18 protein-coding genes are annotated in these 21722 nt (G+C 63.4%); 7 read left to right on the top strand and 11 right to left on the bottom strand.

Translation table 11 applies throughout. The annotated features are described in order from the left end of the window. Positions 1-21: 21 nt before the first annotated feature. Both BN1137_RS14235 and BN1137_RS14230 read right to left on the bottom strand, forming a co-directional pair. Positions 22-555: a cobalamin adenosyltransferase gene (locus BN1137_RS14235; RefSeq protein WP_050719245.1), complete on the bottom strand. Its 534-nt coding sequence runs from the start codon at positions 553-555 to the stop codon at positions 22-24. Between the two features lie 108 nt (positions 556-663). Further along, positions 664-1797, bottom strand: a complete 1134-nt coding sequence (locus BN1137_RS14230; RefSeq protein WP_050719333.1) for a DUF5610 domain-containing protein — start codon at positions 1795-1797, stop codon at positions 664-666. Between the two features lie 169 nt (positions 1798-1966). Here BN1137_RS14230 and trmA point away from each other — a divergent pair, with 169 nt between their 5' ends. From trmA to BN1137_RS14205, 5 genes are all read left to right on the top strand, one after another. Further along, positions 1967-3100 (top strand): tRNA (uridine(54)-C5)-methyltransferase TrmA, encoded by a 1134-nt coding sequence (trmA, locus tag BN1137_RS14225; protein ID WP_050719244.1) that lies wholly within the window; start codon positions 1967-1969, stop codon positions 3098-3100. Between the two features lie 231 nt (positions 3101-3331). After that, positions 3332-4039, top strand: a complete 708-nt coding sequence (rstA, locus tag BN1137_RS14220) for a two-component system response regulator RstA (protein WP_050719332.1) — start codon at positions 3332-3334, stop codon at positions 4037-4039. A gap of 71 nt (positions 4040-4110) precedes the next feature. Further along, entirely contained in the window at positions 4111-5436 is a 1326-nt protein-coding gene (gene rstB / locus BN1137_RS14215; protein ID WP_050719243.1) for a two-component system sensor histidine kinase RstB, read from the top strand. Between the two features lie 54 nt (positions 5437-5490). Next, positions 5491-5670 carry a hypothetical protein gene (locus BN1137_RS14210; RefSeq protein ID WP_050719242.1) on the top strand — a complete coding sequence of 60 codons (180 nt, stop codon included), beginning with the start codon at positions 5491-5493 and terminating at the stop codon, positions 5668-5670. A gap of 185 nt (positions 5671-5855) precedes the next feature. Then, positions 5856-6044, top strand: coding sequence for a hypothetical protein (locus BN1137_RS14205; protein WP_050719241.1), 189 nt, complete (start codon positions 5856-5858; stop codon positions 6042-6044). A 75-nt stretch (positions 6045-6119) separates the two neighbouring features. On the opposite strand, the gene BN1137_RS14200 is transcribed toward BN1137_RS14205, so the two are convergent. The 3 genes from BN1137_RS14200 to rpmE form a co-directional block, all read right to left on the bottom strand. After that, on the bottom strand, positions 6120-7364 hold the full coding sequence (locus BN1137_RS14200; protein ID WP_050719240.1) for a malic enzyme-like NAD(P)-binding protein: 1245 nt from the start codon (positions 7362-7364) through the stop codon (positions 6120-6122). Positions 7365-7542: 178 nt separating this feature from the next. Beyond that, positions 7543-8976 (bottom strand): DUF2867 domain-containing protein, encoded by a 1434-nt coding sequence (locus tag BN1137_RS14195; RefSeq protein WP_050719331.1) that lies wholly within the window; start codon positions 8974-8976, stop codon positions 7543-7545. A gap of 116 nt (positions 8977-9092) precedes the next feature. Continuing rightward, on the bottom strand, positions 9093-9308 hold the full coding sequence (rpmE, locus tag BN1137_RS14190) for a 50S ribosomal protein L31 (RefSeq protein WP_042654428.1): 216 nt from the start codon (positions 9306-9308) through the stop codon (positions 9093-9095). 146 nt (positions 9309-9454) lie between these two features. On the opposite strand from rpmE, the gene priA reads away from it, so the two are divergent. Then, positions 9455-11662 carry a primosomal protein N' gene (gene priA / locus BN1137_RS14185; protein ID WP_050719239.1) on the top strand — a complete coding sequence of 736 codons (2208 nt, stop codon included), beginning with the start codon at positions 9455-9457 and terminating at the stop codon, positions 11660-11662. Positions 11663-11798: 136 nt separating this feature from the next. Here the strand turns inward: priA and ompA are convergent, their stop codons facing one another. The 6 genes from ompA to ilvG all read right to left on the bottom strand — a co-directional run bounded on the left by ompA (position 11799) and on the right by ilvG (position 19771). Further along, positions 11799-12929, bottom strand: a complete 1131-nt coding sequence (ompA, locus tag BN1137_RS14180; RefSeq protein WP_050719330.1) for a porin OmpA — start codon at positions 12927-12929, stop codon at positions 11799-11801. A gap of 393 nt (positions 12930-13322) precedes the next feature. Next, a complete protein-coding gene (gene ilvA, locus BN1137_RS14175) occupies positions 13323-14843 on the bottom strand; it encodes a threonine ammonia-lyase, biosynthetic (RefSeq protein WP_050719238.1) in 1521 nt (506 codons plus the stop codon). Positions 14844-14943: 100 nt separating this feature from the next. After that, a complete protein-coding gene (gene ilvD / locus BN1137_RS14170) occupies positions 14944-16785 on the bottom strand; it encodes a dihydroxy-acid dehydratase (RefSeq protein WP_050719237.1) in 1842 nt (613 codons plus the stop codon). Positions 16786-16934: 149 nt separating this feature from the next. After that, positions 16935-17867 (bottom strand): branched-chain amino acid transaminase, encoded by a 933-nt coding sequence (locus BN1137_RS14165; protein WP_050719236.1) that lies wholly within the window; start codon positions 17865-17867, stop codon positions 16935-16937. A gap of 12 nt (positions 17868-17879) precedes the next feature. Continuing rightward, positions 17880-18128 carry an acetolactate synthase 2 small subunit gene (ilvM, locus tag BN1137_RS14160; protein WP_050719235.1) on the bottom strand — a complete coding sequence of 83 codons (249 nt, stop codon included), beginning with the start codon at positions 18126-18128 and terminating at the stop codon, positions 17880-17882. Further along, positions 18125-19771: an acetolactate synthase 2 catalytic subunit gene (gene ilvG / locus BN1137_RS14155; protein ID WP_050719234.1), complete on the bottom strand. Its 1647-nt coding sequence runs from the start codon at positions 19769-19771 to the stop codon at positions 18125-18127. Before ilvG ends, ilvM begins: the two co-directional genes overlap by 4 nt. A 383-nt stretch (positions 19772-20154) precedes the next feature. Between ilvG and BN1137_RS14150 the strand changes: the two genes are divergently transcribed. Further along, a complete protein-coding gene (locus BN1137_RS14150) occupies positions 20155-21669 on the top strand; it encodes a YifB family Mg chelatase-like AAA ATPase (RefSeq protein ID WP_050719233.1) in 1515 nt (504 codons plus the stop codon). Positions 21670-21722: the final 53 nt, after the last annotated feature.

The following is a 21722-nucleotide window of genomic DNA, read 5'->3' as shown; positions in this document are numbered from 1 at the left end:
AAAGCCTTATAGGATGCTTGGTCAGTAGTTAATGCTGACGTAGGGCACTTCCGGCACATCCCACAACTGCTTGAGATAGACGGTCAGCACGAAGAAGAAGTTCGCCAGCAGGTTGGCGAAGCGGTAGAGGATGGGATCGAAGCGCACCCCGCTCTCCTCGAGGCGCACCAGCAACCGCACCACCTTCTTGCTGCCGCAGCGGCACAGATGCAGGGTGGGGATGGGCTGGGGCCCCTGGGGCAGCACGAAACCGGTCACCCGGCCGCGGCTCGCCTCGTTGTAGTGATCATAACGTCCCTTCAGCCAGTCCAGATCTTCCTCGAAGATGCCGAGCCTGCCGCGCACCGAGCCATTCAGGTTGTAGATAAGCCGCTGCAATGTCCCCAGATCGGCCACCATGGCGTTCGTCTCCTCACCGGCAGGCAAGTGGGACAGCACGGCCCCCACCTGGCAGCAGAGCTCGTCGGTGGCGATCTCGTAGTCACACTGGAACTGGGTCTCGAAGATGAAGGGGTAGCAGAGCTCGCGTTTGTCTCTTGGCTTCTTGGGATTCATGGCCGCATCTGGTCAGGGAAAAGGGCAGTGTGCCAGCCCGGCCACTGCCTAGCAAACAGGACTGGCAAACAACCCGCACCGCCCCTCGTCGGATGCGCTCAACTCACCCTAGCCGGTCGCCACCTGCTGACCGAGCAAGCGGGATGCCTCCAGCATCCGCAGATTGAAACCCATAAAGCCGGCGTCCTGGGTGGCATCACTCTGGCCCCGCGCCGCCAACACCGCGGGCGTCAGTGCCTGTTGTTGCGATGGGGGCAACAGGGCATCGGCCTGCTGCTGCCACCGGCTCAGCTGCGGCAGGTACTCCGCCAGCGGCTTCAGGCTGTCTTGCAGCGAGTGGGCGCCCTGATAGGTCTGACTCAGCTTGCTGCTCTGTTTGAGCTTGAGGGAATAAGACGCCAGCTGGCTGTCATCCAGCTGCAAGCCGTTCAACTTGTCCGCCAGGGTCTTGCCATCCCCGTTGAAGAAGTAGCCGGCCAGATCGTCCAGCCCCTTCACCAGCTTGCCTATGGAGTCCATCTCATCGGCGCTCAGGTTCCCCTCAAGGGAGAAGTCGAAGCTCTGACTCGATTTGAGGCTAAACTGGCTGCCGCCCTCCTCCCCCCGGGATTTGAACTGCCAGCTGTCGCGAAAACGCAGTATCACCTTGTCCCCGTCCCGGGTCTCGATCTCAAGGGAACTCTGCTGGCGACTGGCCATCTCGGCCGCCCCCGACTCGGTGCTCGAGACCTCGCCGAAGAACTCCTTCTCGAAGGATTCCAGCCCGTTCTGGATCAGCTTGTAGCTCTGATCCATGCCGGTCTTGATGTCTTCGTTGTCCGCCCAACTGCCGAGCTGCTCCCTCGCGCCGCCAAAGCCCATGTCCACCCCCTTGCGGGCCTGGGCCATCATCCCGGCAAGGTCGTCATCACTCTTGCCATCCGCCCGCGCCGCCCCCAGCCGCCCGGTGATGAACTGCAACACGTTGTCCGCCACCGAGTCGGCATCGAACAGGCTCTCGGGCGTGATTGCCTCCGGCGGGCTCAGGGTGAATTCCTGGCTCTTGGGGGCCTGATAGTGCTGGCCATTGAGCTCAAGCGCGAACTGCAGCGCCTGCTGGATCAGCCGCTGCGCCCATTTTGGTGGCTGGTTGAGGGAGACCTGATCCCCCTCCTCCGTCGGCTTGTTCTGGACCGTCTGGGTTGCCTTGGGGGAGGCACCCACTCCCTTGGGTTGGGCCGCGCCCATGCCATCGATCTGCATCATTCTTCCTCCCGCCAATAGTGGTGGATCGGTTATCGGCCCGATTGGACACTTCTTGACCATAAAAACTTGGAGAATCTGCGGCCGCCTCTTACAATCTTGCCCCTTTGGTTGGCCAAGGCCTTCCCCCGGTTTCAACCCGGCTTTGCCCGGTGCATGCGAGGTATCCATGACTCAATCACAGCCATCTTCCGCCGACAGCCAGGCCCAGCGGTCCGCCGCCGACTATCAGGCCCAGCTCGACGAGAAGCGCGCCCGCCTCACCGAGCTGTTTGCCGGTTGCAACCCGCCCGCGCTGGAGGTGCATGCCTCCCCCGCGGAGCACTACCGGATGCGCGCCGAGTTTCGCATCTGGCACGAGGGAGATGACCTCTTCCACTGCATGTATGCCCCGACCACCAAAGAGATCATCCGGGTCGAGCAGTTCCCCACCGCCAGCCGCCTCATCAACCAGCTGATGCCGGTGCTGATCGAGGGCCTGCGCCCACACCCGGTACTGCGCAAGAAGCTGTTCCAGATAGATTATCTGTCCACCCTCTCCGGCCAGATCTGCGTCAGCCTGCTCTATCACCGCCAGCTCCAGGCCGATTGGCAGCCGGCCGCCGCGGCGCTGCAAGCCGAACTGCGCGCCAAGGGCTTCGATCTGCAACTGATCGGCCGCGCCCACAAACAGAAGATCTGCCTGGGGGAGGAGTTCGTCATCGAGCGGCTGACCGTGCAGGGTCGCGAGCTGGTCTACAAACAGGTGGAGAACAGCTTCACCCAGCCCAACGCCGAGATTAACCAGCAGATGCTGAGCTGGGCGCTGGACGTGACCAAGGGCAGCGAGGGAGACCTGCTGGAGCTCTACTGCGGCAACGGCAACTTCTCCATCGCCCTGGCCCAGAACTTCCGCAAGGTGCTGGCCACCGAGATCGCCAAGCCGAGCGTCGATTCCGCCCAGTACAACATCGCCGCCAACGGGGTGGAGAACCTCATCATACTGCGCATGTCCGCCGAGGAGTTCACCCTGGCGATGCGCGGCGAGCGGGAGTTCAACCGCCTCAAGGGCGTCGACTTGCAGAGCTACCAGTGCAACACCATCTTCGTGGACCCGCCCCGCGCGGGCCTGGACGCTGCGACCGTCAAACTGGTGCAGGAGTACGACAACATCCTCTACATCTCCTGCAACCCTGACACCCTGCAGGCGAACATGGCGGTGCTCGGCGAGACTCACGAGATCGCCCGCTTCGCGCTGTTCGATCAGTTCCCCTGGACCCACCATATGGAAGCCGGGGTCTATCTGCGCCGCAAGGCGGGTTAATTTCCCCCCCTCATCCCCAGCCCTTCTCCCGCAAGGGGAGAAGGGAGCGAAGAGCCTCGATGTGAGGCGAGATCGGCGCCGCAAGGCAGGTTGATCCCTCCCGTCTTCACGATCAGAGTAACAACAGGGCCCAAGGGCCCTGTTTGATTATTTATCCCAGTGCAGACAGGCGGTGGAGCCGTTATGCTGGCGGCACGCGCATTCGCGCCATTGCCTGGGTGTCACACCACCATGCCACGCGTTCTCTTTGTTGAAGATGATCCCGAAATAGGCCAGCTCATCAGCAGCTGGCTCGGCCGCCACGATATGGAAGTCCTGCTGGAAACCCGCGGGGACAGGGCGCTGGCCAGAGTCGAGGCCGAGCAGCCGGACCTGGTGTTACTCGACATCATGCTGCCGGGGCAGGACGGCCTCTCCCTGTGCCGGGAGCTGCGGCCGCACTTTAGTGGCCCTATCGTCATGCTCACCTCGCTCGACAGCGACATGAACCAGATCCTGAGTCTGGAGCTCGGCGCCAACGACTACATCCTCAAGACCACACCGCCGCCGGTGCTGCTGGCCCGGCTGCGGGTGCAATTTCGCCAGCAGGGACAGGCGCCGCAAGCGACCCAGCCCAGTGCTCCGGCCCAGCGCCTGCTGTTCGGGCGGCTGCTGATCGATGGCCCGGGCCGGGACGTGCGCCTGGATGGCAACAGCATCCCGCTCTCCACCGCCGATTTCGATCTCTTGTGGGAGCTGGCCTGCCACGCCGGCCACATTCTGGGGCGAGAGGCGCTGTTTCGCAGCCTGCGCGGTCGCGACTACGACGGCCAGGATCGCAGCATGGATGTCGCCATCTCCCGCCTGCGACGCAAGCTCGGCGATGACACCAACAATCCGACCCGGATCAAGACAGTGCGCCAGAAGGGCTACCTGCTGGTGCCCCACGCCTGGGAATAACCGGGCCGTGGCTTGTCCAACCGTGACAATCTAGGCCCCCTGCTGTTGGAATGCTCACCGGGAGTGCGCCCATGCGTCGCCTGTTTATCCAGTTCTACCTGCTGCTGATCGGCTGCTTCGGCCTCGCCATCCTGCTGATCGGCCTGGTCTATCAGGTCAGCGCCGAGCGGGCGGGGGATCACTATCTTGAACGCATGATGCAAGGCTCCCTCGGTCTGCTGACCGGTGAGCTGGCCCGCCTGCCGCCGGAGCGCTGGCCCGCCCGCATGACGGAGCAGAGCCAGCAGCTCAACCTGCCGCTGCAAACCGGCTCCCTCTCCAAGCAACCACTCGCCAGCGACGATCAGAGCTTCCTCGAGGCGGGCAACATCGTCATCGTCGAGGAGGATGACACCTTCCTGCAGCGCATTCCCGACACCGATCAGGTGCTGATCGTCGGCCCCGTGCCCTATCTCTCCTACCTGCATGAACTGCATTGGGTCGATGTGGGGCTGCTGCTGCTCATCGGCCTCTCCCTCGGCCTGCCGATCCTGCTCTGGCTGCGCCCCCACTGGCGTGGCCTGCAACAACTCGAACAAGCGGCGCGCCGGCTCGGTGATGGCGATCTCTCCAGCCGCACCCACCTGCCCGCCAGCAGCAGCCTGGCCCGAGTCGGCCGCACCTTCGATCTGATGGCCGAGCAGTTGCAAGCCATGCTGGCCAGCCGCAAGCAACTGACCGATGCCATCGCCCACGAGCTGCGTACCCCGCTGGTCAGGCTGCGCTACCGGCTCGCCATGCTGGAGCCGCAGCCAGCCGAGGCCGACCGGCAGGGGCTCGAGCGCGATCTCGGGGCGCTGGATGCCCTCATCGAGGAGATGCTCACGTATGCCCGGCTCGATCGGCCTGAGCTGCCGCTGCAGTGTAGCGATCTGGAACTGGGCGACTGGGCCGCAGGCCGGCTGGCAGACTGGCAGGCGCTGCGCCCTGCGATCCACCTGCTGCTCACCCCTCCTGCCAGCACCCTGCCCTGGCGCGGTGACGCCAGGTTGCTGGAGCGCGCACTGGAGAACCTCATCAGCAATGCCCTGCGCTATGCCGTCGGTCAGGTGACGCTGCGCATGGAGCAGCAGCAAGAACACTACCTGCTGACGGTGAGCGACGATGGCCCCGGCATCGACCCGGCGCTGGCCGCCCAGGTTTTCGAGCCCTTCGTGCGACTGGATCAGAGTCGGGACAGACGCACCGGCGGCGCCGGGCTCGGCCTCGCCATCGTGCGCAGCATCGCCCGTCATCACGGCGGGGAGGTACAACTCTTGCCCAGTGAGGCGGGCGCCTGCTTCTGCCTGAGGCTGCCGGTACATTTGGATACAAACCGTCACCAGCCACTCACTGAAGCGGATCGGGAAGGACTCTAGGATGAAGGCATGGAGAAAAGCTCCATACCATCAACCCGAACGAGGAACTGGAATATGAAAAAGCTGATCCCCCTGAGCCTGGCCGCTGTCTTCGCCCTGACCTCTGGCTTCACCATGGCCGCCACCCCGACCAAGACCGCCGCTCCCCAAGCGACTCAGACCAAGGTGGTGAAAAAGCATCACAAGGCGGCCCATACCGCGCCCGCCGTGAAAGTCGCGCCCAAGACCAAGTAAGTCGTACGCTTTCGCTAAAAGGGGCCCTTCGGGGCCCCTTTTGTCTTTGTCATGTCTACCGGGCCAGGGTCGTACATCTGGATACAAACCGTCACCAGCCACTCACTGACGGGGATCGGGAAGGGCCCTAGGATGAAGGCATGGAGAATCACTCCATACCATCAACCCGCACAAGGAACTGGAATATGAACAAGCTGATCCCCCTGAGTCTGGCCGCCGTCTTCGCCCTGACCTCCGGTTTCACCATGGCCGCCACCCCGACCAAGGGCGCCGCTCCCCAGACTACCCAGACCAAGGTGGTGAAAAAACACCACAAGGCCACCCACGCCAAGGCCGCCCCCACCACCAAGAAGGTGACGCCGAAAAGCGCCTGATCATTCGCCAAGCTCCCCATGAAAAGGGGCCCCATCGTGGGACCCCTTTTGTCATGCCTGTGGCTGAGCCTTGGCTCAGTCCTGCATGTAGCCGGCAGGCAGCACCACGCGCGCCACCCCGGAGTCAACGGCCGCCAGCGCCACGGCGCGGGCCACCCGAGGCAGCAGACGGGCATCCATCGGCTTGGGAATGACGTAATCCTTGCCAAAGTGCAGCTCGCTCACCCCGGCGGCGGTCAGCACCTCGGCCGGCACGGGTTCTTTCACCAGACCACGGATGGCCTCCACCGCGGCAATCTTCATGGCATCGTTGATGCGGCTGGCACGGGCATCCAGGGCGCCGCGGAAGAGGAAGGGGAAGCAGATGACGTTGTTGATCTGGTTCGGATAGTCCGAGCGGCCCGTACCCATGATGAGGTCATCGCGCACGGCGTGGGCCAGCGCGGGTTTGATCTCGGGATCCGGGTTGGAGCAGGCGAAGATCACCGGGCGCGGTGCCATCAGGGCCACCGCCTCGGTAGGCAGCACGTCCGGGCCAGAGACGCCGACGAACACATCGGCACCGTCGATCGCCTCCATCAGAGTGCGCAGCGGCGTGTCGTTGGCGAAACGCTGCTTGTACTGATTCAGATCGGTGCGACCGCTGTGGATCACGCCCTGGCGGTCCAGCATGAAGATAAGCTCAGGGCGAGCGCCGCACTTGATCAGCAGGTCCATGCAGGCGGTAGCGGCAGCGCCGGCGCCCATGCAGACGATGCGGCTCTGTTCGATGCGCTTGCCCTGCACCTCCAGCGCGTTGAGCAGACCGGCGGCGGTGACGATGGCGGTGCCGTGCTGGTCATCGTGGAACACCGGGATGTCGCAGCGCTCGATCAGCGCCTGCTCTATCTCGAAGCACTCGGGTGCCTTGATGTCTTCCAGGTTGATGCCACCGAAGGTGTCGGCGATGGCCGCCACCGTATCGATGAACTGGGCACTGGTCTCGTGTTTCACTTCGATGTCGATGGCGTCGATGCCGGCGAAGCGCTTGAACAGCAAGGCCTTGCCTTCCATCACCGGCTTGGAGGCCAGCGGGCCCAGATTGCCCAACCCCAGGATGGCGGTGCCGTTGGAGATGACGGCCACCAGGTTGCCCTTGCCGGTATAGCGGTAGGCATGGTCCGGGTTGGCGGCGATCTCGCGCACCGGCTCGGCGACTCCCGGGCTGTAGGCCAGCGCCAGATCATGGGCAGTCTCGGCGGACTTGGTGAGGGCGATGGCAATCTTGCCGGGAACAGGCTGGGCGTGGTAATCGAGCGCTTGCTGACGCAGATCGGACATGGGGGACCCCGATACGGAAATGAATGTGGTGGTGCATGACTCGCCAACGGCGAGGGCTGAGGATCATAAAGAAAACCAGCGGGCTTTCACAGCAGAAAGTATGGCTGCAAGCCTATGACATGCTGGTTATCAGCATGTCGCACCACCCACTAATACCTATTTAGTTATAGATATGGTTTCAATCCATCACCGGAATGCCGGCCCGCGCCTCCGCCTGGCGTGCGATGGCCTCGGTCATGCCCTGGAAGATGAAGAGGTGGAACGGCAGCATGGCGAGCCAGTAAGCCAGCCCCCAGGCGCCCTGCGGATGCCAGTGCGCCGTCACCCGCAGCCGGGTCAGACCGGATTCTTCCGGCAAGATATTGAACTCCAGCCGCCCCACGCCGGGGGCCTTCATGTTGAACAACAGATCCAGCCTGCGCCCCTCATCCACCCCGAGGATCTGCCAGGAGTCCAGCATGTCCCCCTTCACGAAGCGGTCCGGGTTGGTGCGCCCACGGGTGCGGGCCGGGCCACCGATCAGATGATCCATCCATTCTCGCACCACCCACAACTCGTTCATGTAGAAGTAGCGCTGCTCGCCGCCGAGCTGCTGCAACACCTGCCACACCACGTCCGGAGCAGCGAGGCAGAGCGTCTCCCCGCTGGCGGTGCGATCGTAGAAGCCATATTCGGGATGGCGCCAGCGCAGACCCAGCGCGGTCTCCTGGCCCTGCTGCTCGGCGCCGAGCTTCTGCTCCAGCGCCAGGGTCTCCGTCAACGCCTCGTCAAAATCGAGCAGGTGCTGGGGCAGCAACGCCCGTAACGGGGCATCATCGGCCGGGATGTCGTGCTTGAGCCCCCCCACCAGCGCCTTGGCAATGGGTTGCGGCACCGAAGTCGCAAATTGCAGCCACCAAGCCGAGAGACGGGGGCTCAGGAAGGGAATGGGGATGATGGGGCAACGCTTGCCGATATGGGCGGCGAACTTCTGCAACTGCTGCTGATAGCTGAGCAGCTCGGGGCCGGCGGCGTTATACACCTGGCCATCCACCCCCTCGGCCTCCACCAGCCCGACCAGGTAGTGCAGCAGGTTGGACAGCGCGATGGGCGGGGTACGCGAGCGCACCCACTTGGGGGTCACCATCAGCGGTAGGTTGAACACTAGATCCCGCATCACCTCAAACGCAGCCGAGCCTGGCCCGATGATGATGCCGGCCCGCAGCTCCACCGTCGGCACCCCAGCCTCCCGAAACAGCTCGCCACAATGGCGGCGGGAGTTGAGATGGCGGCTGTTGCAGGGGATGGGCTGGATGGCGCCGAGATAGATGATGCGGCGCACCCCTGCGGCGCGGGCGGCGCGGGCGAAGTTTTTCACCCCCTGCTGCTCCAGCCGGTGAAACCCCGCGCCGGCACCCATGGCGTGTACCAGATAGAAGACGGTATCGACCCCGGCCAGGGCCGGTAGCAGGGTGATGGGCTTGAGGCTGTCGGCGAGGCGAAACTCGACGCCCTCCGGCAGACGGCAGGGGCGGCGGGCCCCGGCGATGACCCGGTAACCCAGCTGTTGCAAGTGGGGCACCAGGTAGGAGCCGATATAGCCCGCGGCCCCCATCACCAGACATGTGCGCATCTGTTCTTCTCCCATGATTGAGCCAACACCATAGGGCAAAGCGTCGCAATACAGAATGCCGTCCAATAAAAAAGGCGCCCAATGGGCGCCTTTTTCAGAATTCTTCAGAAGTAAGATTACTTCTTGGCAGTCAGACCACCGAAACGCTTGTTGAACTTGTCTACGCGGCCGCCGCTAGAAACTTCTTTCTGCTTGCCGGTATAGAACGGGTGGCACGCGGAACATACGTCCAGGCTCAGATCTTTACCCAGGGTAGAGAAAGTGTTGATGACGTTACCGCAAGAACATTTAGCGGTGATGGCGACGTACTCAGGATGGATATTAGCTTTCATGGACAACCTCGATTATAGGCCGTGTCGCCATCCGATCTGTTGTCGGACACCACACGATTGTTGAACACAGTTTCAAAGGCTGCGAATAATATAGGAAATGCCTGAGTTCAGGCAAGTGGCTTCGCAGAAAAAATAGGCAACCCCTGGTGGATTCATCGCAAACGCTTGATCTGGTTCGTGTCGCTGTGCCGGTACCCTTACGCCGTCATTTCGACTATCTCTCTCCCCTGCCCCTGCCTGCACCCGGTTGTCGGGTCGAGATCCCCTTCGGTCCCCAGACCCTGGTTGGCCTGGTGGTGGCCCATCCGGGGGAGAGTCAGGTGCCCCGCGCCAAGCTCAAACCCATCAAACTGGTACTGGACAGCGAGCCGGTGCTGGGCCCGGACATACTGGCGTTGATGGAGTGGAGTGCCAACTACTACCAGCATCCGCTGGGAGAGGTGCTGCCTCACGCCTTGCCGGTGCTGGTGCGCAAGGGGGAGCCCGCCGCCTATCGCGAGCTGGAGTTCTGGTTTGCCACCGACGCGGGGATGGAAGTCGATCTCAACGAGCTCAAGCGCGCCGCCAAACAGCAGCAGGCGCTGGCCCTGCTGCGCAAGAGGCCGCAGACCCCCTCCGCCCTCAAGCAGGAGGAGATTTCGATCGCGGCCCTCACCGCGCTGGAGAAGAAGGGTCTGCTGGAGAAACGCAGCCTGGAGCCGAGCCATGACGGCGACTGGGCCAGCCGGTTCGAGGCGGGGGAAGGGCTGCGTCTGAACGGTGAACAGGCGCTGGCGGTCTCCGCCATCACCAGTCAGAGCGAACAATTTGGCGCCTTCCTGCTCGATGGCATCACCGGCTCGGGCAAGACGGAGGTCTACCTGAGCATCCTCGAGCCCCTGCTCAAGGCGGGTAAACAGGCGCTGGTGATGGTGCCGGAAATCGGCCTCACCCCCCAGACCATCAACCGCTTCCGCCGCCGCTTCCAGGTGCCGGTGGTGGCGATGAACTCCGCCATGAACGACAGAGAGCGGCTCGATGCCTGGCTCGCCTGCCGCGATGGCGGCGCCGCCATCCTGATCGGCACCCGCTCCGCCGTGTTCACCCCCTTCAAGGATCTCGGCATCATCATCATCGATGAGGAGCACGACGGCTCCTTCAAGCAACAGGACGGTTTCCGTTACCACGCCCGGGATCTGGCGGTGATGCGGGCTCATCGCGCCGGCATCCCCATCCTACTCGGCTCGGCCACCCCCTCGCTGGAGACGCTGCACAACGCCAGGAGCGGCAAGTATCACCACCTCAGCCTGACCCGGCGGGCCGGCAACGCCCAGACCGCCCGCCAGGTGATCCTGGACATCAAGAGCGTGCGGCTACAGGCCGGACTCTCCCCCCAGCTGGAGCAGCTGATGGCGGAGCATCTGGCGGCGGGCAACCAGGTGATGCTGTTTCTCAACCGCCGCGGCTATGCCCCCTCCCTCATCTGCCACCAGTGTGGCTGGAGCGCCGCCTGCGAGCGTTGCGACGCCTGGTACACCTGGCATCAGGCCGGGCGGCGATTGCACTGCCACCATTGCGACAGCGTCCGACCGCTGCCCCACCACTGCCCGGAATGCGGCAGCAATGAACTGATCGGCTCTGGTGTCGGCACAGAACAGCTGGAACAGCTGCTTACCACCGTTTTTCCGCAATATCCTGTGGTGCGTATCGATCGGGACAACACGCGCCGCAAGGGCGAGCTGGAGACTCATCTCGGCGACATCAAAGCCGGCAAGTACAAGATCCTGATCGGCACCCAGATGCTGGCCAAGGGCCACCACTTCCCGGACGTGACGCTAGTGGGACTGCTGGACGTGGACGGCGCCCTGTTTTCCGCCGATTTTCGCGCCGCCGAGAAGCTGGCCCAGCTCTATACCCAGGTTGCGGGCCGCGCCGGTCGCGCCAGCAAGCCCGGACTGGTGGTGCTACAGAGCCATCACCCCGAGCACGCCCTGCTGCAGGATCTGACCCAGAATGGCTATGGTCATTTCGCCGACACCGCGCTGAAGGAGCGCCGCCTGCTGGGGCTGCCGCCGTTCAGCTACCAAGGGTTGTTTAGGGCCGAGGCCACCGGCCGCGACGAGGTGCAGCTGTTCCTCAGTCGCCTGGCCGAGACGCTGCGCAGCGCCCACTACCCCCATGTGCAGGTGCTGGGCCCCATCAGTGGCTTCATGGAGCGCAAGGCGGGCAAGTTCAGGATGCAGTTGTTGGTGCAGGGACCGAACCGGGCCCCGCTATCACAGCTGCTGGATTGGGCAGTCAAGGAGCTGGATGGCTGGCCGGAAACCAAGAAAGTACGCTGGAGCCTGGATATCGACCCCACCGAGCTGAACTAGCGATAGCGAACAGCCGCCATGGCGTCTTTGCTCCCTTTCCCCCTCGCGGGAGAAGGCTTGGGGATGAGGGCGGTAACCAGAAAACAACGAGGGGGCCTTGGCCCCCTCGTTGTTTTTACCCCATGACTGCGCCAGCTTATTCGGCGGCCTGGGAGACCCCAGTCAGCCGCACTTCAACCCGGCGATCCGGCGCCAGGCAGGCGATCATCTGGGCCTTGGCCGCATTCGGGCAACTGCCACCCGTCACTGGCGACGACTCCCCACGCCCCTCGGCGCGCACCTTGTCGGGGAACAGACCCTTGGCGACCAGATAATCGGCCACGGTGCGAGCGCGCTGCTCCGACAGGGACTGGTTGTAGGCATCGGAGCCCAAGCGATCGGTATGACCGATCACCGTCGCAACCCCGTCCTTCGGATTGGCGGCCAGGATCTGGGCGAACAGGGCGTCGAGTGCCTGACTGGCGGCCGGTTTCAGGGTCGCCTTGTTGAATTCGAACAGCACATCCGAGTCCAGACTGAACTGTTTCTCCACCAGCACGGGAGCGGGCACCACCACAGCGGCAGGGGCCGGCGTCGGAGCCACCGGCTCGTCGCCAATCTGGTTGAAGTGATAGATCATGCCGACCGCCAGCAAACCGTTGTCCAGCTCGATGCCGGATTCGTCCGGTGAAGCTTTACCGAGCGGGGTGGTGTACTGGTATTCGAGACGGGCGGACCAATCCTTGTCGATGGCGTATTCCACCCCCAGCGCGCCGACAAAGGCGGCGCCATGGTATTTGTTGCCCTCGGAGGACTCCCGCAGGGAGTTGGTGCCATCGTTGTACCAGGCGTTGATAGAACTCTCCGTCCAGGCATAGGCGCCCCCCAGTCGACCGTAGATATCCAGGGCCTGGGTGGCCGGGAAGCCGATCTTCATGGTGGCCTGGATCATCTGGGCCTTGGCATCCCCCTCCAGCCCGGAATCGATGCCATTACCCGTATAGTGCCGATCGATCTGATACTTGCCGAGCCAGTCATAGCCCAGTTCGACGGCCACATTGCGATTGACCTGGTAGCCCACGAAGGCACCCAGCCCCAGATCGTCGCTGTTCTCGTTCACCTTGGCGGCGTCGAGCATCTCCTCGACCTGAGAATCGTAATCCACCCCATAATAGTTCGACCAACCGGCCTTGCCACCGGCATACCAGGTGTTGTCTTGCGGCGCAGCTTGCACCGCCCCCGTTGCCATCAGGCCGCCGACGAGCACGGCAAGCGTAGACTTGTTCATGATGAGCCCCTGCAATGAATTGTTATGACGCGCTGCGTCTCTCTTCCCTGACGGGGCCCTGAACCAAGCCCCGCATCCAGATTATCCCATCTATCACCAGCCTCAAACGACCAGGGACTCAGGAGTGTGATATTGGCGACATTATCGACAGATGCCACGCCTTTCCCCCTGTACCGTCCATAAAAAGTGCCGCCCATAAAAAAAGAAGGGCAAAGCCCTTCTTTTTCAGATGGTTGCCAGCAACCTAGTCTAGCTCGCCAGGAACAACCGTGTAGATGGGATCCTCGCTCATCTCCTGCCAACCATCGCCGACCTCGTGCAACGCACCATAAAAAACCGGAGAGCGAGGCTCTCCGGTCGTGGATCAGGGCTAGGCGTTCAGTCCCTCCGACTCTAGCTTGCCAGGAATAACCTGTAAGCGGGATCCTCGCTCACCTCCTTCCAGCCGTAGCCAATTTCGCGCAGGTAGTCGTGGAAGGCCGCCACGTCCTCGTCCGGTAGCTCGAACGCACAGAGCACCCGGCCATAGTCTGCACCGTGGTTGCGGTAGTGGAACAGGCTGATGTTCCAGCGACAGCCGAGTGTCTCCAAAAAGCGCATCAGGGCGCCCGGTTGCTCCGGGAACTTGAAGCTGTAGAGTCGCTCACCAAGGGGCCGCGCCGGGCGGCCACCAATCATGTAACGCACGTGATTCTTGGCCAGCTCGCTCTCGGTCATGTTGACCACCGGATAGCCGTTCTCTTCCAGCTGGCCGGTGATCTGGGTCAGCTCCTCGTCACCGCCGGTGAGGCGCACCGACACGAACAGGGAGGCCTGGGCCGCATCGGCGTAGCGGTAGTTGAACTCGGTCACCATCCGTGGCCCAAGCTGGCGGCAGAAGTCGAGGAAGGCCCCCTTGCGCTCAGGGATGGTCACCGCCAGCATGCCTTCGCGCTTCTCGCCTATCTCACAGCGCTCCGACACGTAGCGCAGGCTGTGGAAGTTGACATTGGCGCCGGACAGTATGGCCGCCATGCGGCCACCCTTGACCTGTTCGCGCTCGCTGTAGGCCTTGAGCCCCGCCAGCGACAAAGCGCCGGAAGGCTCGGCGATGGCACGGCAGTCGTCGAAGATATCTTTGAGCGCGGCGCAGATCTGATCGTTGGAGACGGTGATCACCTCGTCCAGATACTGGTTGCAGAGCCGGAAGGTCTCGGTGCCGATGCGCTTGACCGCCACTCCGTCCGCAAACAGCGAGACCCTCTCCAAATTGACCGGCTCACCGGCTTCCAGCGCAGCCTTGAGGCAGGCGGAGCCCTCCGCCTCCACTCCGATCACCTTCACGTCCGGCAGCAGTTGCTTGATGTAGACCGCCACCCCGGCGGCCAGGCCGCCGCCGCCCACCGGCACGAACACGTGGGTGAGGTGGGTATCCTGCTCCAGCAGCTCCTTGCCGATGGTGCCCTGGCCCGCGATCACCTCGACGTCGTCAAACGGCGGTATCAGGGTGTAGCCCTCGGTCTCGGCGAGGCGGCGACTCTCCGCATAGGCCTCGTCGAAGCTGTTGCCAAACAGCAGCACATTGCCGCCCTGGCGGCGCACCGCATCGATCTTGATGTCCGGTGTGGTCTTGGGCATCACTATGATGGCCTTGATGCCGAGCTTGGCCGCCGACAGGGCGACCCCCTGGGCGTGGTTGCCCGCCGAGGCCGCCACCACGCCGTTCGCCTTCTGCTCGGCGCTTAAGGTAGCAATCTTGTGATAGGCGCCGCGCAGCTTGAAGGAGTGCACCGGCTGCAGGTCTTCCCGCTTGAGGGAAACCTGGTTGCCGAGCCGCTCGGACAATTTTTTAAGGGTCTGCAAGGGGGTCACCCGCGCCGCCTCGTAGACGGGAGAGAGCAACACCTTGCGTAGATAATCCGCCGCAGAGACCATGGTTATCCCTCCCGCTTGCCGAGAACGCACACAGAATATTTGCCTGCTAAATACGCTCCATACAGCGCTATATGTTGATAATTTACCGAAGAGTTCATCATCACTCCTCCAGCTTGCTTAAGTCGCGCACTGCGCCCTTGTCGGCACTGGTGGCCAGCATGGCGTAGGCACGCAAGGCGTAGGAGACCTGGCGCTGACGGTTGAGCGGCTTCCAGCCACGGGCATCGACGGCGACGCGGCGAGCGGCCAGCACGCTGTCGGCCACTTCCAGCACCATGCTGCGGGCCGGGATATTGATGTTGATGATGTCGCCATCCTCCACCAACCCTATGGTGCCGCCGGAGGCCGCCTCGGGGGAGACGTGACCGATGGACAGACCCGAGGTGCCGCCAGAGAAGCGGCCGTCGGTGATCAGGGCGCACGCCTTGCCGAGCCCCATGGACTTGAGATAGGTGGTGGGGTAGAGCATCTCCTGCATGCCGGGGCCGCCTTTCGGGCCCTCGTAGCGGATCACCACGACTTCACCAGCCTTGACCGTGCCGTCCAGGATGCCCGCCACTGCGGTATCCTGGCTCTCGAACACCCGGGCCGGGCCACGGAAGCAGAGGTTCTCTTCATCCACCCCGGCGGTCTTGACGATGGCGCCGTTGAGCGCCAGGTTACCGGACAGCACGGCCAGGCCCCCCTCCAGGCTGTAGGCGTTGTCCAGCGAACGGATGCAGCCTTCGGCACGATCCAGATCCAGCTCGGGCCAGCGGCAGCTCTGGCTGAACGCCTTGGTGGTGCGGATACCGGCCGGGCCAGCGCGGTAGAAGTCGTGCACCGCCTTGTCGTCGCAGCGGCTGACGTCGTACGCCTCCAGCAGCTCGACCAAGGAAGTGCCGAGCACGTTGCGGGTATCGCCGTGCACCAGACCCGCCTTCTCCAGCTGACCCAGGATGGCGACCACGCCACCGGCGCGGTGCACGTCTTCCATGTGGTATTTCTGGGTGGAAGGAGCAACTTTGCACAGCTGGGGTACCCGGCGGGACATGCGGTCGATGTCGGTCATGGTGAAGTCGACCCCGGCCTCCTGGGCCGCCGCCAGCAGGTGCAGCACCGTATTGGTGGAGCCGCCCATGGCGATGTCCAGTGCCATGGCGTTCTCGAACGCCGCCTTGGTGGCGATGTTGCGCGGCAGGGCGCTCTCGTCATCCTGCTGGTAGTAGCGGTTGGCGAGGGCGACGATGCGCTGACCGGCCAGCTTGAACAGCTGCTCCCGATCGCTGTGAGTTGCCAGCATGGAGCCATTGCCCGGCTGGGAGAGGCCGAGCGCCTCGGTCAGGCAGTTCATGGAGTTGGCGGTGAACATGCCGGAGCAGGAGCCGCAGGTAGGGCAGGCGCTGCGCTCTATCTGATCGCTCTGGGCGTCGGAGACCTTGGGATCGGCACCCTGGATCATGGCGTCTACCAGATCCAGCTTGATGATCTGATCGGAGAGCTTGGTCTTGCCCGCTTCCATGGGGCCGCCGGAGACGAAGATCACCGGGATGTTGATGCGCAGGGCGGCCATCAGCATCCCCGGGGTGATCTTGTCGCAGTTGGAGATGCAGACCATGGCGTCGGCGCAGTGGGCGTTGACCATGTACTCCACGGAATCGGCGATGAGCTCCCGGGACGGCAGCGAATAGAGCATGCCGCCGTGGCCCATGGCGATGCCGTCATCCACCGCTATGGTATTGAATTCCTTGGCAACCCCGCCTGCGGCCTCGATCTCGCGGGCCACCAGCTGGCCGAGATCCTTGAGGTGCACGTGGCCCGGCACGAACTGGGTGAAGGAGTTGACCACGGCGATGATGGGTTTGCCAAAGTCCTCGTCTGTCATGCCGGTGGCACGCCAGAGCGCGCGGGCCCCGGCCATGTTACGTCCGTGGGTGGTGGTGGCGGATCTCAACTTAGGCATTGTCTCTACTCCCTGAATACATGAGCCCGGTTGGGCAAATTAGTGATGCAAAACTGTCACTGCAAATCGGTTGTGGTAAGGGTGTGGCCCTTGCCATAGCCGACTCAAATCTAGGTATGTGCGGGCGACCCGGTCGCCCGCTCGCTCCCTTAGTCGTTAACCGGTGTCAGCCAGCCCCATTTGTCCTCGGTCTGGCCGTTGAACAAACCAAAGAAGGCATTTTGCAGTTGTTCGGTCACCGGGCCACGGCTACCGGCGCCCACTTTCATCCGATCCACTGAGCGTACCGGGGTCACCTCGGCGGCGGTGCCGGTCATGAAGATCTCGTCCGCCACATACAGCGCCTCACGCGGCAGCGCCTGTTCGCGCACCTCGTAACCGAGATCCCGCGCCAGGGTCATGATGGTGTCGCGAGTGATGCCGGGCAGGATGGCCGCGGTGGCGGGCGGGGTAAACAGCACGCCGTTCTTCACCAGGAACAGGTTCTCCCCCGCCCCCTCGCTCAGGTAGCCGTTCACGTCCAGCGCCAACCCCTCGGCGAAGCCGTTGCGCTTGGCCTCTCGGCTGATGAGCTGGGACGACAAATAGTTGCCACCGGCCTTGGCACCGGTGGGGATGGTGTTCGGTGCGAGTCGGTTCCAGGACGTGACGCACACATCCACCCCGTTCTTGAGCCCCTCTTCCCCGAGGTAGGCGCCCCAGGGCAAGGCGGCGACCATGAGATCGGCCTTGGCATCCAGCGGCGGATGCAACCCCAGCCCCACGTTGCCGATGAAGGCCAAGGGGCGCAGATAACCGCTCTTGAGGCCATTCTCACGCACCACGGCGCGGCAGGCCTCGTTCACATCGACCTCGTTGTAGGGCACGTCCATCCAGTAGATCTTGGCGGAGTCGAACAGGCGGCGGGTGTGCTCCTGCAGCCGGAAGATACAGGTGCCCTTGGGGGTGTCGTAGGCACGCACCCCCTCGAACACCGAGGAGCCGTAGTGCAGGGCATGGCTCATGACGTGAACCTGGGCATCCTGCCAGGGCACCATCTTGCCGTTGAACCAGATGTATTGGGGGTGGGAAGGCTGTGACATTGGCTTGGCTCCTTAAGCGCTGATCCGGGGTTGCTGTTCCAGTGCATCAACCCGGGAGACGTCCACCAGCTTGACCAGCTGGCTCCACAACTGCTGGATGGGACGCACCGACTCGACAGTAACCGTGATCCGCAGCTGTTGGCAATCCTGCTCCATGTGCAGGGCATTGAGCGCGAAGCCGCGGTGGCGTACCACCCGCAGCACCCGTTCCATCACTTCGGGTCTCGGCTGGGCGTGGATATGTAAGGTGTGCTGGTTCATGGGCGTTGCTCCATCATCTTGTGGTTGGCGACTCCTGGCGGGACCAGGGGCCAGACGTTTTCTTCCTCTGAAATCGCCACATGCAGCAGGTAGGCGCTCTCGCTCGCCAACAGGCGGCCGAGGGCCGGCGCTATCTCGTTCTTGCATGTGATGGTCTCGCCCGGGATGCCGAACGCGGCGGCCAGGGCGACAAAATCGGGGTTGTCGGAGAGGATGGTCTCGCTGTAGCGGCCGTCGAAGAACAGCTCCTGCCACTGGCGCACCATGCCGAGGCGCTGGTTGTCGAGCAGCACCATCTTCACCTTGAGTTGGGCGCGGCGTATGGTGCCGAGCTCCTGTACGTTCATCATGAAGGAGCCATCACCGCTCACCAGCACCACTTCATCATCCGGGCGCGACATCTTGGCGCCGATGGCCGCAGGCAGGCCGAAGCCCATGGTGCCGAGACCGGCGCTGGAGAGGTGATTGCGCGGGCTGGTGAAGCGCATGTGCTGGGCCACCCACATCTGGTGCTGACCCACATCGCAGGCCACCACGCTGCTCTCGGGCAGAAGGCTAGACAGCTGCTTGAGCAGAGCTGGCGCATAGATGGGCTGACCGGGGTGGTCGTAGCGAAACGCATATTCCCGGGCCATGGCGGCGCAATGCTCGCGCCAGGGGTCGATGTCGAGGCTCATGGCGAGCGCCGGCAACACCAGGGTCAGATCCGTAGTGATCCCCACCTCGGCGGCGCGGCGCTTGCCGAACTCGGCGGCGTCTACATCCAGATGGATGACCTTGGCGTGGGGTGCAAACTCATCCAGCTTGCCGGTCACCCGATCATCGAAACGCGCCCCCACCACCAGCAACAGATCGCACTGCTGCACCGCGTAGTTGGCGGCCTTGGTGCCGTGCATGCCGAGCATGCCGAGGTAGACGGAACTGTCGGGATCCAGCGCCCCTATGCCCTTGAGGGTGGTGACCGCCGGCATGCCGGTGGCGGCGGCAAATTCACGCAGCTCAGCCTCCGCATTCGCCATGCCCACCCCGCCGCCGACGTAGAGCACGGGCCGCTCGGCCGCCCCGAGCAGGGTGCGGGCGGCGTTGATCTCGGCCGGATTCAGGACGTCCAGCTCCTCCACCGCGAACAGCGGGCTCTGCTTGGGCAAGGTCGCCAGCTGGATGTCCTTGGGAAAATCGATGAGCACGGGGCCAGGGCGACCCGAGGTGGCGATGGCAAAGGCTTCTGCCAATACCTGCCCCAGATCCGCCGCATCCGTGACCATGAAGGAGTGCTTGGTGCAGGAGAGGGACATGCCGAGCACGTCGACCTCCTGGAAGGCATCGGTGCCCACGGCGGCGCAGGGCACCTGACCGCTGATGGCCACCAGGGGCACTGAATCGAGCAGCGCCTCCGCCAGCCCGGTCACCAGATTGGTAGCGCCCGGGCCCGAGGTCGCGATGCAGACTCCCACCTGACCGGAGGCGCGGGCATAGCCCACCGCCGCCATGGCGGCACCCTGCTCGTGGCGGCAGAGCTGATGAGCCAGGCCGCCGTCATACAGGGCATCATAGACCGGCATGATGGCCCCGCCCGGGTAACCAAACACCTGGGTCACACCCTGTTTCTTGAGAGCCTGTACCAAAAACTGCGCGCCGTTCATGTGGAAATCCTGTCCTTTGGTCGAAAAAAAACCCCCGGGCTGTGAGGCTCGGGGGTCGCTTGTTTCGTTCTGTCCGGTGGTGGGTCTATCCCTTGTTCCGTGCAGCTAAACGAGCCCCGAGCGGTGAGATAATAATCACCACTAGGACCACAATAATGCTGACGAAACGGGAGGCCATGTTCATAGTTACAACCGGAAATCCTGTGAAAATTGGAGCGGTTTGCACCGCGAATGGCTATTAGAACTAGCACGGTGATTTTTATTGGGCAAGCGTTTTTAACTGACAAGACTCCGATTTTGACTGATCCGTGGCCAGCGCTGCGGAATAAAAAACTAATAAAAAACGGTTAACCAGCATATACATCAAACCAAGGACGGGATTTATGTCATTAGCTGTGGTTTATAGCCGTGCCAGCCTGGGAATCGCGGCGCCGCAAGTCACGGTGGAAGTTCACCTCTCCAACGGCCTGCCCGCCTTCAACATGGTGGGGCTGCCGGAAACCTCGGTGAAGGAGTCGCGGGATCGGGTACGCAGCGCCCTGCTCAACGGCAATTTCGAGTTCCCGAGCAAACACATCACGGTCAACCTGGCTCCCGCCGACCTGCCCAAGGAGGGAGGCCGCTTCGATCTGGCCATCGCCATCGGTATTCTCGCCGCATCCAAGCAAATACCGGCAAAATACCTGCTCGATCACGAATTTTTGGGGGAACTTGCCCTGACCGGCGAGATCCGCCCCGTGCTCGGGGTGCTGCCCGCCGTGCTCGCCTGCCGCGATGCGGGCCGTACCCTGCTGGTACCGACCGCCAACGGGGTCGAGGCCGCGCTCATTCAGGATGCCGAGGTGCGCACTGCCCATCAGCTGCTGGCCGTCACCGCCTGGCTGGCGGGCCAGTATGAGCTGCCGCTGCCAGAGCCCCAACGTACCGAGGCCCTGCCCGATGTACCCGACCTGCAGGATGTGATCGGCCAGTCCCAGGCCAAGCGGGCGTTGGAGATCGCCGCCGCCGGCAGCCACAACCTGCTGTTCATCGGTCCTCCCGGCACCGGCAAGAGCATGCTGGCGAGCCGCCTACCCGGCATCCTGCCGCCACTCAGCGAGCTGGAGGCTCAGCAGACTGCCGCCATCCACTCCATCGGTGGCCTGACCCCGCACGCCGGCCACTGGCACCACAGGCCCTATCGCACGCCTCATCACAGCGCCTCCGCCGTGGCCCTGGTCGGCGGTGGCAGCCACCCGCGGCCGGGGGAAATTTCGCTTGCCCACAATGGGGTGCTGTTCCTAGACGAGTTGCCGGAGTTCGAGCGCAAGGTGCTCGACTCCCTGCGCGAACCGCTGGAAACCGGCCACATCACCATCAGCCGGGCCGCCCGCCAGGTGGACTTCCCCGCCCGCTTCCAGCTGATCGGCGCCATGAACCCCAGCCCCTGCGGCCACTATGGCGACGGCCAGACCCGCTCCAGCCCGGATCAGATCCTGCGCTACCTCGGAAAACTCTCCGGCCCCTTCCTCGACCGTTTCGATCTGACGGTGGAGGTGCCACTGCTGCCCAAGGGCAGCCTCACCGGCAAGGCGGAGCGCGGCGAGTCGAGCCAGCAGATCCGCGAACGGGTGCTGGCGGCGAGGGAACGAATGCTGAGCCGCAATGGCAAGCTCAATAACCTGCTGGATAGCCGTGAAATCGAAGATATTTGCCGACTATCACCGCAAGATGCCGAATTTTTGGAGAGTGCCATCCAGAAGCTGGGACTCAGCATCCGGGCCTGGCACCGTATCTTGCTGGTATCGCGCACCATCGCGGATCTGGCGGGCAGACCCGCTATCGGCAAGGATCATCTGATCGAAGCGCTCGGCTACCGGGCCATGGACAGGCTGCTGTCCCGCCTTCGCAGCGGTTGAATCTTGGGGGTTTAAGGATGAGTGAGTCCTATGTGGATCAAGGTGCCATACAT

The sequence above is a fragment of the Aeromonas tecta genome (assembly GCF_000820185.1).
In the GTDB taxonomy this organism is placed as follows: Bacteria; Pseudomonadota; Gammaproteobacteria; order Enterobacterales; family Aeromonadaceae; genus Aeromonas; species Aeromonas tecta.
Note: the sequence above shows the minus strand (reverse complement) of the source record. Positions and strands in the feature narration are given on the sequence as shown.